Here is a 13,617-nt window from a genome sequence, read left to right on the forward strand (position 1 = left end):
CGGTCCATTAGAACTACATATGCATCATTCGAGCTTTTCTGTTTTGATGACTTCGGAGGTTTCGGTATCAACGACTACATTATACGTTCCATTATGCCCATTCTCGTCACGAGTCACCTTTAAATAGTGCGCAAGCCTTTGTTCCATTCTTTCATTCTCCACGTAAGCAAGTTCATTCTCCACGACCTGAACATCTTTGTGGAAGAATTCTTTCCAATCCACTTTCTTGATGGACTGACGATGAAGTTTCTCTTTTTGGATATATTCCATAGCATTTAAGCCGATGATATCCCCCGTATCCTTAGCGATTTTTAAATGGATGACATCGGAGAACACTTTTGCGCCGTAGAATGGTTCTTCCCTCACGAATACGAAATGCCATGCTGTATTATTTTCCCGTGCTTCTTCATAGACAAGGTCTTTATATCCTGCAGCCTTGAGGAATTCTTCCGCATACTTTTTCAAGTCATCAAAAGGAACGGAATTCTTGCCAAATGGTCTTTCCGCCAGATAGGAAAGTACATGTCCACCTTTTTCAGTAATATCAATGTAGCCAATGGACTCCCCATCAGTAAAACGGATGTGATAGAAAGGGTAAGGAGAACCCGGCTTGCTCCTGTCCACACCGACGACATCGCTCGACACTTGTGGAAAGAGCGTCTTGAATCGTTCTACCGCCTCTGCCTGAGTCACTTTAGCCTCGTCAATGTTTTTCAATTCCTTCTTTTTCATGGCGTCAGACTCGCTGGCAGTCAAAGGAAAGTCGGCTTCTGTGTATTGTTTAATGCTAGTGCCTAAATTGGACCAATCAAAATCAGGATTCGAGGCATTCAGCTTATTATTCCATTCTTCCATTGAATACCGTCCCTTGATGAGCCCTGCTGTAGCAAGCCTCCAATCATCATGCATGACGCCCAAGTTTTTAGAAGCCTGGGACATCACTTTATGATATTCCCCAGGATCGCTTGATTTATCGGCCACTTTAGCGTAATTACCAATTCTCCCCAAGTAATTCATCCATGAGGTCGAAAAAGCTGTGTCTAGTGGTAATGAAGCGACAGATCGCTTAATATCCGAAGATAATCTCCAAATATCCTCTCTCGCTTTTTTAGAGCCTTCGGAATGGTTGAAGAGGAGCGTCTGTTTTACAGCAGTATCAAGCTCCTCCATTTTGTCCGAGGCGTCCGCCATTTGCTGGGTATATTGGTTGCTTAATAAAATCGCCAATTTATTATTTTCAGCTGCCTTCGTAAAGGCGAAAACTGAAACTACGACTAATGCATAGGCAAGCACAAATATCATTTTTTTCATAGTCACTGTAAATAGCCCTTCCTGTCAGAGCCATTCGCAATCCACCTTTCACGTTGCCATCAATGGCAAAAGATATGCAAGCCGATTTTCTTTACTTGCGGTCTGGACCAAATCCATTTACTCGTAGCGGTGATCGGATTGAAGTAATAGATCGAGTTTTCAGAAGGATCCCATCCGTTCAATGCATCAAGGACCGCTTCCTTCGCCCGTTCATTCGGCGTCAACCAAATTTGTCCGTCAGCCACAGCTGTGAAGGCTAGCGGTTGGAAGATGACTCCTGAGACGGTATCTGGAAAATCGGGATGTTCCACTCGGTTCAATATGACGGCTGCAACAGCAACCTGCCCCTCATACGGCTCTCCCCTGGCTTCCCCATAAACGGCATTTGCCATGAGATTCAAGTCTTGTTGTGAGTATTTTGATGGCAAATTCATATTCTCATTGCCGCCGCCTCCACCTCCGCCTTTCTTCACTTGAGCGGAAAGAGGGGTTCCACCGTAATGGGTGAACTGATTTCCTTTTTTCAAATTATCCATTACAAATTTCTCATCGTACTTGGAAGCAGACGTCAACTTCTTTTTCGTTTGGGAGCCGGCAATGCCATCTATCGGCAAACCGTATTTGTCTTGGAAATTTCGCAGTGCCCAGTAGGTGCCATACCCGAACTTCCCATCGATTTTACCGTTATAGAATCCTGCGTATTGAAGTCTTGCCTGAAGCTCGATTACATCATCTCCGGTAGCCCCTCTTGCAATATCGCGCGAGCTGAACGCATCAATTTCAATCGGGGAAGTCGCATAAGCCGTTCCAAGCAATAATGCAACCGTCATTATACGTAGTAGTAATTTCTTCACATTCATGCCCTCCTTTCTCTCAGTTTGTCCAAACAAATTCTTTTTATTATCCTTATTGCATAAAAAAAAGATCTGGCTTCTTGGCCAGATCCTCGCTTGTTAATCATATGCTATTATTCTTAACTTTCATTTCATTATCAGCCTTGCTTCGGAATTGCTGCATCGCGAAAGTATGGGCGAATTTCACTCGTGTCAATCCGAACCACCAGAGGTAGAGCATGAATGGAATTATTAAGTATAACGAGAAATCATTCACACCCAAGATGCCATTGTATATGACATGGAGGATGAAGGGCGCGAAAAAGGCGAAGAACAACATGCCTTTACGGTTTGAGACGGTCGTAAACTTCGCCCTTCCTAAGTAATACCCCATAACGACACCGAACAACGCATGGCTTGATACAGGCAAGAGGGCTCTAAGAAAAGCTGTGTCCATTCCGAAGATGAATAGATATAGGATATTTTCCACAGTCGCAAAACCGAGCGATACACTGGCACCATAAAGGATGCCATCATATGCGTCTTCGAATTCCACATGCTTGAAAATTGCTATTAACAGGATGAGCCATTTGAAAAACTCTTCAATCCAACTTGTGAAAATCGCATTCCTGAAAAACTCATTCGGTATGATGTTCTCCTCTTCGAAGACGTGCTGTATGAACATGATCGGAAAGGTCATCATCGCACCATATATGAATGTATGAAACAATGTACGTGAAGGCTCTTTAGCAATCTGTTTTCTCAAATAGAAATAGCTGAAAAGCGCCAAACCTGGCGCAATCGCTACTGTCACCAATATGATCATTACCAGGCGGCCCCCTCCCTGCCATTCTAACGTACTGCCTTCATTTGCGGTCGCTTGAAATTAACTCTATATGCTCTGCAATCAAACCGCCATGCCAACGTCCATTTTCTATGAAAATCTCGTTTGCATTATTCCCAGCAGCAATCACTCCTGCTATATACAGACCATCCACATTGGACTCCATCGTATTTTCATTGAAAGCAGGTCGGCCGCTCTCCTCGTCGACTTGGATTCCCATCCTTTTTAGGAACTCATGGTCAGGGTGATAACCGATCATCGCAAAAACAGAATCGTTTTCAATCGTCCGGCGCACGCCAGCCGTTTCAAAAATAATGGAATCAGTTGTTATTTCGACAACATTAGAATTGAAATGCATATCAACTTCACCACTGCGAACCAAACTATCGAAACCCGGAAGGATCCATGGCTTGACGCTAGGCGAATAATCGGATCCCCTATAAATGACTGTCACAATAGCCCCAGCGCGTGCCAATTCGATGGCAGCATCTACCGCCGAGTTTTTGCCGCCTATGACAGCCACCTTTCTCCTATAAAACGGATGAGCTTCCTTGAAGTAATGGAATACTTTCGGTAATGTATCTCCGGGTACGCCTAAAGAATTCGGGTTGTCATAATAACCTGTGGCGACAATGACAAACTTCGCATTGTAGGTAGCAACATCCGTTTTCACCGTAAAAATGCCATCCTTTTTCTCGACTGTTTCAACAGTTTCAAAGTTATTTACAGAAAGATCTTTCAGTTCTGTTACAGTCCGATAATAGACGAGTGCGTCATTCCGTTTTGGTTTTTCTTTCGCGGTAATGAAAGGGATATCTCCAATGGATAACTTAATACTCGAACTGAAAAAAGTCTGGTGAGTCGGATAACGATAAATCGAGTTGACGATATTCCCTTTTTCAATCACTAAAACGTCCAACCCGATATTCTTCAATTCGATGGCGGCAGAAAGACCACATGGTCCTCCGCCGATCACAATTGCATCTTTGTAAATCAATTTCATCATTCTCCTTACAATCGTTCGCAACTTGCTTCATTATTCAATATTTTATCGTTACGACATGGCTTTCCGGAGCGGCCCCAAAACGAAGCGGGACTATAGAGGTACCATATCCGTTACTGATCAATCTTGCTTTTCCGTCCGCTTCGTTGAATTGCCCTAAAGGATGCAATGCAAATCTGCCAAGTCTGATTTGTCCTCCGTGCATATGTCCAGCCACCATAAGCTCAGGTTTGCAAACCTTCTCCACTTTACGGAATAAGGATGGGGTATGAGTGGCGACAATCAAATAATCGTACGCCTCCGCATTTTTCAAAGCAGCATCGATATCCACATTTCCGCTTGAAGGATCATCCGTTCCACAAATTCCCCAAAGCGGATGACTTTCGATAATTGCATCCGAATTCTCCAATATTCTACCGCCATGCCTCTTAATAATACTGCGGATCTCCAGTTCCCCGACTTCCCGGTCATTATTGCCCCATATGAAAAATAATGGAGCAAGCTGCGAGAGCTTTTTCACATTCCGGTCAATGCGTGAAAGAGGAACGCCGCCTTCGGCAAGATCTCCGCCTATGATGACGATATCAATCTTTCCAGAAGATTTCACTCTGCTCATCAGTTTCCCATCTATCCTTCTTCGGTGAATGTCCGAAATGAAAAAAACAGATAACTCTTTATCGCTCCTGTCGTCTTTCCGAACGGAGAATGAATGGTGGATGATATTCTTCTGACGTGCATAAGTGAACATATATGCAAGAATACCTGCGATCATTCCTGCAAAGCACGCTAAACCAGTTAATACATTTTTCATTTTGCACCTGCCATAAAAAGAAAAAGGCAAAGAGCTGACTTTGCCTTGTCTTCCATTTCTTTAGTGTCCATCAGGGAATTATCAGCTTTTGCCCCACCATAATATCATTTGATGAGAGGCCATTTGCTTTTTTGATTTTATTGATTCCGGTGTCAGATCCGTAATAATTCATCGAAATCCGATAAAGTGTTTCATTAGCCGCGACAATATGAGTCCTAGCTTTCGTGTTTTCCTCGGGCTTCTTTTCAGTCTTCGGTTTTTCCTCCACTTTCGGAGTTTCTGGCTGCTTAGGCGTTTCTGGCTGCTTAGGAGTTTCCTTCTCAACTGCCGGAGCATTGACTTTTACAGGCGGTTTTTTAGAATCTTTCTCCGGAACTGATGAAGTTCCCTTGTCAGCATCCCCACTCGATTGTTCTTCATTCTTTTTTTCCTTGTCGGAATCAATGACAACCGATCCAAGGCCATCACCTTTTCCAGGTGATGCATTCGTTCCGTACTCAACAGGTGTTTGTAAATTATCGACCTTAGCCGATCCACTATCTGACCCAAAGTAGAAATTATAAATGACATAGACAAATATTAAGATCGGAATGAATGTAAAAATGCCCAGGATTAAATTGATTGTCGTATAGCGTGACGTTTTCTTCCGTTTACGTCGTCGCGCATGACGTTCTGCACGCGATGGCAGGACTACATCATCAGTTCGTTCAATACCGATCTCTCTGCGGTGTTCTTCGAATTCAACTTTGTAATCATTATTTTTCATCGACATATTCTCCTATTCAGTGCTGCTCTTCTTTATATTATGACGAATATTGTCGTAAAAGTAAACGGACATCAGAACTGTTACCCAAGTAGATTGGTAATCCTTTCATCCCAACTGACTTTTTCTTCGGCACTCTTCGTAATCGATTTGTCATAAAGCCAATTTACGTGGTCCAGACCACAGATTGAACAGCATTCAACGGGCTTGTTTCTACCCGCTTCTCCAAAATACGACAATGCACGTTGTCGAATGCACGCTCCGCCTATGACAAGTTGGACCATCTGCCGCAGCTGTTCGTTCTTTTCATTGGAAAGTCCATGTAAACGTAGCAGGATTTCTTCAAGCGGATAATGCTCCATATAATAATCAAGTACCCGTTTGCCCGTCTCAGTCAAGCTAGCAAGCTCTGAAGCCGATCCTGGAGAATGCCCTTCTGTTAGCATTCTATGGTAATAGCGAATCTCCTCTTCACGCGGCAAATCCGATTGAATGATGTAACTTGTCGTCTGCTCATCAGTCGGCATATACAGCAACGACGCAGCAGCGGGATGTCCGTCCCTGCCCGCCCTTCCGACTTCTTGTATATACGCAGCTACCGCCGGGGGGAGGTGGTCATGTATCACTTGCCGAATATCGTCTTTATGAACTCCCATTCCAAATGCATTTGTTGCACAAATCCATTCTAGGTCGCCATTCAGGAACTGTTCCTGGATGATGGAGCGGTCATCCTGCTCCTTTCCTGCATGATACGATTGTACAGCGACCCCTTCCAGTTGAAGTTCGATCGCCAATTCGTCCGCCCGTTTTCTTGATGCTGCATAGATGATCCCCGGACCGACCGTTTGAGCGATCCGGTTCTTGATCCAAGCTGTTTTTTCAAGCGGCGAGTTCACTTCCACGATCGAATAGGAGATATTCGGCCGATCCAATGAATGCCGTTGCACAATCGGTTTTTCCATTTGCAGATATTGCTGGATATCGTTCAACACTTTCTCATCCGCCGTAGCAGTTAACGCCAATAAAGGAGGACGCCCTTTCAGTTTCAGGAAATCACCGATCCGTAAATAATCCGGGCGGAAATCAAATCCCCATTGGGAAATGCAGTGAGCTTCATCTATGACAACGAGCGAAATCCGCATCCGGTTCAATTGACGGCCAAATGCCTCCTGTGACAGCATCTCCGGAGAAATGAAGATGAATTTGTAATTTTGAAGCTGCCCAAGAATTCTCTGGCGCTCGCTATATGGCAAAAAGGAATTCAACGCGATAACCCTCTTTTCACCGCTCTGCCGCATTCGCATCGCTTGGTCTTCCATTAAGGAAACGAGCGGGGAAATGATTATGACGGATCCTTCCATCATAGAACCTGGCAGCTGATAGCAAAGCGACTTACCCATTCCGGTCGGTAAAATGGCAATCGTATCCCGCTTGTCCAATACATGACGAATCACTTCCTCTTGTCCAGGCCGGAAGTTCTCATATCCGAATCGATCCAGCAAAATTCTTTTCAAGTCCATCTAATCCACTTCCTTATAAGCAGTCAGGATAAGCCTCAGCTCAAAATAGGATAATGTGTCAAACTCATCTTTCAATAACTTAAGGCGCTTCGTTCCCAACTCTTGCGATTTTGAAACGACAGCATGGATGAGTTCTTCCGAAACGAAATGAGTAACCGGGAATCGTTTATCATTCATCGCCATCTCAATGATATGGTCCTCGATTGTACTCATCTTCAATTTTCGAATCGTAGCGATGCTCGCCATTGAATGTCCTTGGTCAAAAAGCCTTTTCGTATGCATCGCCGAATCAGTCAGGTAGGAATGCACTTTTATGCCGAAAGCCATTTTGTTTAGAAAAGGAAATTCAGCCGAATCTTCTACGATTGGCAAAAGTCTATGGAGGCTTTCAATGAACTGCAGACGTAAGGCATCAGTGCCCATCTCCAATTCAGAACTCAATTGATCCCATGTCTTCGCCGTTTCGGTACTACCGGTTAACCGGCAAGCGAATATGTATTTTTGGATATCGCTCATTCCACTTTTCAAAAGTGCCATTTTCAACTCTTCGCCTATTTTCTTGGCAAATCCGGGATCGGTAATTGGTTGGCGTTCAAGAAGCATTTTAACGAAAATCTGGATATCCCGATCCTTTTGAATCGGATTGAATGAGAATTCCCCTTTCCGCACGTAGGATAAGGTTTGGACAAGTAGAGCAATTCTGCCAAAGAAAATCATTTCACGTCCTCGATAGTCCCATCCTCTGAAATGAAAATCGGGCAAATCTTTAACTCTTTTATTCCCTTCTACAGTCAGTTTGATGAATTTCTCGTTTTGGATAATTAATCCCGAGTCGAGTAATTTGTCAATTGCTTTTGTGTAAGTCGTTTCTTCCAATTTCGGAAGAATGGCGAAGAAAGGCTTGACATTAAAATATTCCACGTCTGTCAATGTTTGGCCTGATTTTTTTCCGCGTAATAGATGGAGTCCGGCATTCAAAGTCCGTTGCCCATTCATTTTACTTATGACAAATAGAAGAATGGAAGACAAATTCATGGTTGGCCCCCCTTAAAATTAATGTTTTATTGTTGAAAACAAATGAAAACAGCTTTAGAATGGTAAGGGAACTAAATAGATAGTGCGGAGAAAAGAGGAGAGAACGTCAATGTCTACTAGCAAAAAATACACCATCGTTGACCAGGATACATGTATTGCATGTGGTGCTTGCGGCGCTGCTGCACCTGACATCTATGATTATGACGATGAGGGGATTGCCTACGTTATTCTTGATGATAACACGGGCGTTACAGAAGTTCCAGAAGAACTAATGGAAGATATGGAAGACGCGTTTGACGGTTGTCCGACGGATTCGATCAAAGTCGCTGATGCACCGTTCGACGGCGATCCGTTAAAATATGAGGACTGAGTCGCACAATCTAGGAGGCTGCCCGGAATAAAATCCGGATAGCCTCTTGGTTTTTTAAACACAGATTTCCGCTACAGGCGGTCGCTTTCCGCGGGCATGGCTTCAGCCTCCTCACTTCGCTTCGCTTCGTTGCGGGGTCTTCAGCTCATGCTATTCCCGCAGGAGTCGCCGCCTTCCGCTACAATCCTTGGTGTATCCACATTAGACAAAACTATAAATTTCTTTTGACTAGATAAATCATGCATACCAACAAAATTGCAAGGTTAGGAACAGCAACTTTTTTAAAAAACGAACCTATTAAATATTAACTGGTTCGGATGATTGGTGAATAGAACCAATCTCTACACATTAGGTGCTGATTTTTATGAATTACACCCGATTATATTAAGATTATCGTTCACTTACACTTAATTCTTTATAGAGCCCATTGTCATCTCTATATTCAAACTTACCGATTTTCCCTTCTTCTTTAGTGGAGATGAGAACCACACCTGACACATTAGCCGTTTTTTCATTTTCTCCGTCTCTTGCATAGCTCACTGTCGCTGTGAATGTGTAACGGTTTGAGGCATTCTCTGACTTCTGAATGACGACATTTTTCAAGTTTAATTTATGACCTGACATGTGAGCACTAGACGGGTAATGTATTCCGTACATCCTAAGAAATGTACCGAGGTAGAACTCTGTAAAATAAGGTCCGTATACTTCTGCCACATACTTATCAAATTCCTCATTTACTTCTATACCATCCACGACAGTCTTATATTTAGGGTCTTGTAGCAACTTCATCAATGTCTCATCTGGACCATTGAATTGGAGTTTAAGGACACTTTCGATTACGTCTACATTCGAGTCTTCTGCATCAGCTTTTGAACAGGCACCCAGTAATACTCCAGAAAGTAGTAACACCAAACTTAGAAACAATAAATTGATGGTTTTTCTCTTCTTATTCACCACAACAATCCCTCCTCTCACCTTTATATACGTACTTTATTACAAAGAGTTTCAACTATTTCAACAATGAGAGATAGGTTTGTACTCCCTCCTTTTTAATAACACCGCTTGTTGGACTAGCCCCCTTCGTTGCGCCCCGTTGGTCTCATTAAAAGAGCCCGACGGCGTTCATTCAGCACCAGCTGACCAGTCTTATTCACCAATCCATTTTTGTTTAACGTCATCCTCTAAACAACCAAGTTGATCGAATTGGCTTGCTAGAATTCCAAAGTACATATCTTCCTCTTCGTTTACATCGGCTTTACGTAGCGCAGCATTAACGATATATGATACATCCTCCCCCAGTGCAAAAATTGTATTGAAGGCTCGTACTCGTATTGTAGGGTCTGTATCAAACATAGCAGACATCAACTCATCAGTCGGAATCGGCTCACTAAAATGAGCGTATGGATCTTCATAAGTAGCGCAATATATCCTCTCTCTCGCCTCCTCAAAATTATCACCAAGTGATATCCCACCGGCGGAAATACCATTCTCGGTTTGCGAAGGACTAGCCAAATCAATCTCAACAAAGCGCATGTCTTTTACAATATAGTATTTGTCATCCGGATTGAGCGCAGAAACGTACTCATCCCACGTAGCGATCTCTCCCGGTTCAATATACACTGCAGGGCGATACAAGCAACTCGCTGTGACTTCTTTGAAAAAAATCGTCCATTCCCTATATGGGCTACCAAAACTAGATAAAACGCGTAATGCAAAACCTTCTTTGATTTCTATAAGCTCGTCAGACACGTAATAACCCTCAAGCTTGCCCTCTATTTGTGCATTGTGAAAAACTAATTGCACAATGGACTCGACAGTAAACCCACCTCTCATATCTAATAAAAGCGTAAATTCATTTCCTTGATGCTCAGCATTTAAAATTGCACCGTCATGAAATGATTGCGAAAAAACGGTTTGTGCAGATGGGTCTAGGCGTTTAACAATTGATTCATGCTTTTCATAAATAGCATTACGCTTAGTTGTGAACTGCTCAATTGTCACATTGCACCATTCTTCAAATTCATCCATTAACATGTCATTTCGAAATAATGTTCGTTCAGTAATTTCAGATTGAAATTCTTGTGGCACGACATCTATATACTGGGCTAAATGTTTATATAAATGTTCTTCGAATTCATCATCGAACTCTTCTCCAAAGGGATATGTATTTGCTGCGTCGAGCACTTCCTGTCGTTCACGTGTTAAGAAAAACATCTTTTCATCCCCTTAATACTATTCAAATTTGCACAACAAGTATAACACCTTATTATTATTAATATTAGTAGTTTCAAGTGAATTGGTTGGTTGGAATAAAAAACGAGCATGCGAACATTAAGCTGTTCACATACTCGCATAGTTTATATCTATTACATCGTCAACTGACGGTTTTGTTGGTCAATCCATTTGCTCATGCTCTTATACAGTAACAACGAAATGACCATCAGCATGATGCCTTTTATCAAGTTGAATGGTAGAATCCCTAGTACAATCACGTTGAACATGGCATCGCCTGTGTAGGCTGGCATATTCATGAAGTATACATACATCGGCAGGAATACGAAATAATTCAATGCGCTCATTCCGACAGCCATAGAAATCGTGCCGGCAACCAATCCAGCAGTCAGGCCTTTTGTCGATCGGATTTTCTTAAAGATTAAATAGATCGGCATAATGAATAGGACTCCTGTTGCAAAGTTCGCAATCTCCCCTACTGGAACACCTGTCGGGCTGCCTGATAAAAACCAATGCAATACGTTTTTAAGCAGTTCCACGGCGATTCCTGCGACCGGTCCCATTGTCATAATTGCAAGTACGGCCGGAATTTCACTAAAATCAATTTTCAGGAATGCAGGCAATGCAGGCAGTGGGAAATTCAACTGCATCAATACTGTTGAAATGCTTCCCAGTATTGCAATGAGAATCATCCTTCGCAATTTCTTGTTGTTCATGTTAACCCTCTCTCCTTTTGCGATTCACTTCAAAAGAGGAAAGGTCTGACCGCTATTTAGTAATTGTCCAAAATAAAATCCCTAAAGCAATTAAGCTTTAGGGAGAGTTTAAAAGGCATCATCAAATAAGGGTGTGTGTAAAAAGGCAGTTTCCCTTTGCACGTTCCCATACTTAAATAAGCACCCTTTTTGTGGACAACACAAAAAGACGGCTGCACCTTCACCTTCTCCCATCCAGACTATACTGTCGGCTCCGGAATCACACCGGTATCAGCTGTTAGGCTCGCGGGCTAGGAGTTGGAACTTCCATTACCGCCGGTCGGGAATTACACCCTGCCCCGAAGATGAATCAATATTATGTTACAAATCTATTGTACCGAAAAAAAAGCGTCTTGTAAACTCTACTGTTTACAAGACGTTTCTTCTATGATTATGGAGTGAACCATGTTGGATTGCTGCCAACCGGCATCGGTAAGGCTTTCGTTAGATTATACTTGCCAAAGCTCTCTTGAACTACGTTTTCAAGCCGAACTTGTTTGTCATAACCTTTAGCAGTCAACATGAATCCTTCAATCATTTGATTTACTGCATTTTGCTCAAATGCAGTGATATCCAATTGCTCTTTGAACGTAATGATAGCAATATTATCTTCTTCCCGAACTTCATATTCCACATTGCGCGGAATTAAAGTCTTAACAACATTCCCGTTCACTACTTTCATCTCAAGAAGCCCTTCAACCACTGTATCCGTATCATTCAGAGGATTATAAGGAGCTAAATAAACTTTGCCGGAAGGCATCGTATAGCGATAAAAAGGAAAAGGTTGTTTCAATGGCTGCAGATCGCTTTTTCCAATACTTCCAAAGGATGTCGGATTTCCGCTTTCATTTACAATCTGCAAGTAGTCAAATTCATAAAAGGTTTCACGCATCGTTTTAAAATAAACTTCATTCGTAGCGGACGATAAGTCATACGTATGGTCGGACAGAATCTGGTGGTGAAGAATGTCATTTTCCTCGTATATCTTGCCTTCAAATGGATGATAATCATCGAAACCTAGTTCCTCTTCCGGAAATTCAACTGCATATTTATTGTATAGTTCAACAGTTGTCGGATCCCCTTCCGGAAAATCCGATTGGATCCGTGATTCAGGAATTAAAAATGTGATTGGAACGACATTTGCCGATTCCACCAAACCCATTTGGAAAGTTCGTACATCCTCAAAATCATCAGTAAGCACTACGTGGCTTTCAACAGTCGGAAACTCCATCGCTGCCGATTCCTTCGCTTCGGACACGCTAAATGTATCTGCTGATTCCTCAGCTGCCCCATTTTCAGTTTCAATTGACCGTTTCATGTCAAAGGAAATAGTCTCTGCGTCCTCGATCGCCCCTTCATTGTTTTTGAGCATCGAAGGGACAAGCAAACTAAGAAGGAGCAGCGCAGCCGCCGCCACAATAATATGCATCCATTTCCTCGGTTTCATCCGGCGTGGTTTTGTCAAACGTTGATCCAGTTTAAGACGCTCTAAAACTAGTTCCTTCGAACGGTTATCTTCAATTTTCGGCATTGAATGAAGAAGGCTTTCCAGCTTATCGTCATCCCATTGATTATTTGTCATTCATTTTCCCTCCTCTGCCGAAAGAGCATTCAATTTCTTTTGCAATGATTTGATTGCACGGTGTTGGGTGGTCTTCACCTTTCCTTCCGTCCAGCCGAGGGTGTCGGCGGTTTCCGCTATGGAGAGCTCTTGAAAGTACCGCAAGATGATCACCATCTTTTGGTCGCCGGTGCATGTATCTAAAACCCGCAGCAACTGTCTCATCTCTTCATTCAACGATGCAATTTCTTCTGGAGTGCTTCCTGTCGAGGGCAATTCACTCTGCTCCCAGTCAAATTTATCAAAGTTATGTTTTTGACGCACATTCTTCTTCCTGAAGTGATCGATCGCAACATTTTTCGCGATGGAGAAGAGCCAGGTCTTTTCAGAGCTCTTTCCTTCAAAACCCGCATACGCTTTCAACACTCTGACGTACACTTCATGCATAAGATCCTCGGACGAATGTCGATCTCTCGTCAAATAGATGAGGAAATTGAACACGTCTTGATGATATTGCTCGTATAGCCTGTGGAAAACGGAGTCATCCACGAAATCCCCCCGTTCATTACATTAGTCGTA

The 13,617-nt window shown here is 42.8% G+C and carries 14 protein-coding genes and 1 riboswitch; of the genes, 1 reads left to right on the forward strand and 13 read right to left on the reverse strand.

The window, feature by feature from the left end; genetic code table 11:
- Positions 1–24: 24 nt before the first annotated feature.
- From M3191_RS04455 to M3191_RS04490, 8 genes are all read right to left on the reverse strand, one after another.
- Positions 25–1,311: a PepSY1/2 domain-containing protein gene (locus M3191_RS04455; protein ID WP_251699292.1), complete on the reverse strand. Its 1,287-nt coding sequence runs from the start codon at positions 1,309–1,311 to the stop codon at positions 25–27.
- A 59-nt stretch (positions 1,312–1,370) separates the two neighbouring features.
- On the reverse strand, positions 1,371–2,141 hold the full coding sequence (gene sleB / locus M3191_RS04460; protein WP_251699293.1) for a spore cortex-lytic enzyme: 771 nt from the start codon (positions 2,139–2,141) through the stop codon (positions 1,371–1,373).
- Positions 2,142–2,268: 127 nt separating this feature from the next.
- Positions 2,269–2,970: a glutamic-type intramembrane protease PrsW gene (gene prsW / locus M3191_RS04465; protein WP_251698434.1), complete on the reverse strand. Its 702-nt coding sequence runs from the start codon at positions 2,968–2,970 to the stop codon at positions 2,269–2,271.
- A 40-nt stretch (positions 2,971–3,010) separates the two neighbouring features.
- Complete coding sequence (locus tag M3191_RS04470) at positions 3,011–3,994, reverse strand: YpdA family putative bacillithiol disulfide reductase (RefSeq protein ID WP_251698436.1); 984 nt, start codon at positions 3,992–3,994, stop codon at positions 3,011–3,013.
- Between the two features lie 34 nt (positions 3,995–4,028).
- On the reverse strand, positions 4,029–4,802 hold the full coding sequence (locus tag M3191_RS04475; RefSeq protein WP_251698438.1) for a metallophosphoesterase: 774 nt from the start codon (positions 4,800–4,802) through the stop codon (positions 4,029–4,031).
- Positions 4,803–4,872: 70 nt separating this feature from the next.
- On the reverse strand, positions 4,873–5,568 hold the full coding sequence (locus tag M3191_RS04480) for a LysM peptidoglycan-binding domain-containing protein (RefSeq protein ID WP_251698440.1): 696 nt from the start codon (positions 5,566–5,568) through the stop codon (positions 4,873–4,875).
- Positions 5,569–5,648: 80 nt separating this feature from the next.
- Positions 5,649–7,085, reverse strand: a complete 1,437-nt coding sequence (locus M3191_RS04485) for a RecQ family ATP-dependent DNA helicase (RefSeq protein WP_251698442.1) — start codon at positions 7,083–7,085, stop codon at positions 5,649–5,651.
- Positions 7,086–8,120, reverse strand: a complete 1,035-nt coding sequence (locus M3191_RS04490) for a helix-turn-helix domain-containing protein (RefSeq protein WP_251698444.1) — start codon at positions 8,118–8,120, stop codon at positions 7,086–7,088.
- Between the two features lie 109 nt (positions 8,121–8,229).
- Here M3191_RS04490 and M3191_RS04495 point away from each other — a divergent pair, with 109 nt between their 5' ends.
- Positions 8,230–8,490, forward strand: a complete 261-nt coding sequence (locus M3191_RS04495) for a ferredoxin (RefSeq protein WP_251624204.1) — start codon at positions 8,230–8,232, stop codon at positions 8,488–8,490.
- A gap of 390 nt (positions 8,491–8,880) precedes the next feature.
- On the opposite strand, the gene M3191_RS04500 is transcribed toward M3191_RS04495, so the two are convergent.
- The 5 genes from M3191_RS04500 to sigX form a co-directional block, all read right to left on the reverse strand.
- Positions 8,881–9,447 (reverse strand): hypothetical protein, encoded by a 567-nt coding sequence (locus tag M3191_RS04500; RefSeq protein ID WP_251698446.1) that lies wholly within the window; start codon positions 9,445–9,447, stop codon positions 8,881–8,883.
- 189 nt (positions 9,448–9,636) lie between these two features.
- A complete protein-coding gene (locus tag M3191_RS04505) occupies positions 9,637–10,704 on the reverse strand; it encodes a DUF4085 family protein (protein ID WP_251698447.1) in 1,068 nt (355 codons plus the stop codon).
- Between the two features lie 152 nt (positions 10,705–10,856).
- Positions 10,857–11,438 (reverse strand): ECF transporter S component, encoded by a 582-nt coding sequence (locus tag M3191_RS04510; protein ID WP_251698449.1) that lies wholly within the window; start codon positions 11,436–11,438, stop codon positions 10,857–10,859.
- A gap of 218 nt (positions 11,439–11,656) precedes the next feature.
- A riboswitch (FMN riboswitch) is annotated at positions 11,657–11,788 on the reverse strand.
- Positions 11,789–11,868: 80 nt separating this feature from the next.
- On the reverse strand, positions 11,869–13,059 hold the full coding sequence (locus tag M3191_RS04515; RefSeq protein ID WP_251698451.1) for a hypothetical protein: 1,191 nt from the start codon (positions 13,057–13,059) through the stop codon (positions 11,869–11,871).
- Positions 13,060–13,587, reverse strand: a complete 528-nt coding sequence (gene sigX / locus M3191_RS04520; protein WP_251698453.1) for an RNA polymerase sigma factor SigX — start codon at positions 13,585–13,587, stop codon at positions 13,060–13,062. It abuts the gene before it with no gap.
- Between the last annotated feature and the right edge of the window lie 30 nt (positions 13,588–13,617).

Source organism: Sporosarcina luteola (assembly GCF_023715535.1).
Lineage (GTDB): Bacteria > Bacillota > Bacilli > Bacillales_A > Planococcaceae > Sporosarcina > Sporosarcina luteola_B.

Bases quoted from the DNA above. Each gene is read 5' to 3' on its own strand.
- M3191_RS04470 (WP_251698436.1), bottom strand. From the start codon at position 3,994: ATGATGAAATTGATTTACAAAGATGCAATTGTGATCGGCGGAGGACCA.
- prsW (WP_251698434.1), bottom strand. From the start codon at position 2,970: ATGATCATATTGGTGACAGTAGCGATTGCGCCAGGTTTGGCGCTTTTC.
- M3191_RS04480 (WP_251698440.1), bottom strand. From the start codon at position 5,568: ATGAAAAATAATGATTACAAAGTTGAATTCGAAGAACACCGCAGAGAG.
- sleB (WP_251699293.1), bottom strand. From the start codon at position 2,141: ATGACGGTTGCATTATTGCTTGGAACGGCTTATGCGACTTCCCCGATT.
- M3191_RS04485 (WP_251698442.1), bottom strand. From the start codon at position 7,085: ATGGACTTGAAAAGAATTTTGCTGGATCGATTCGGATATGAGAACTTC.
- M3191_RS04475 (WP_251698438.1), bottom strand. From the start codon at position 4,802: ATGAAAAATGTATTAACTGGTTTAGCGTGCTTTGCAGGAATGATCGCA.
- M3191_RS04505 (WP_251698447.1), bottom strand. From the start codon at position 10,704: ATGTTTTTCTTAACACGTGAACGACAGGAAGTGCTCGACGCAGCAAAT.
- M3191_RS04515 (WP_251698451.1), bottom strand. From the start codon at position 13,059: ATGACAAATAATCAATGGGATGACGATAAGCTGGAAAGCCTTCTTCAT.
- M3191_RS04455 (WP_251699292.1), bottom strand. From the start codon at position 1,311: ATGAAAAAAATGATATTTGTGCTTGCCTATGCATTAGTCGTAGTTTCA.
- M3191_RS04510 (WP_251698449.1), bottom strand. From the start codon at position 11,438: ATGAACAACAAGAAATTGCGAAGGATGATTCTCATTGCAATACTGGGA.
- M3191_RS04495 (WP_251624204.1), top strand. From the start codon at position 8,230: ATGTCTACTAGCAAAAAATACACCATCGTTGACCAGGATACATGTATT.
- M3191_RS04490 (WP_251698444.1), bottom strand. From the start codon at position 8,120: ATGAATTTGTCTTCCATTCTTCTATTTGTCATAAGTAAAATGAATGGG.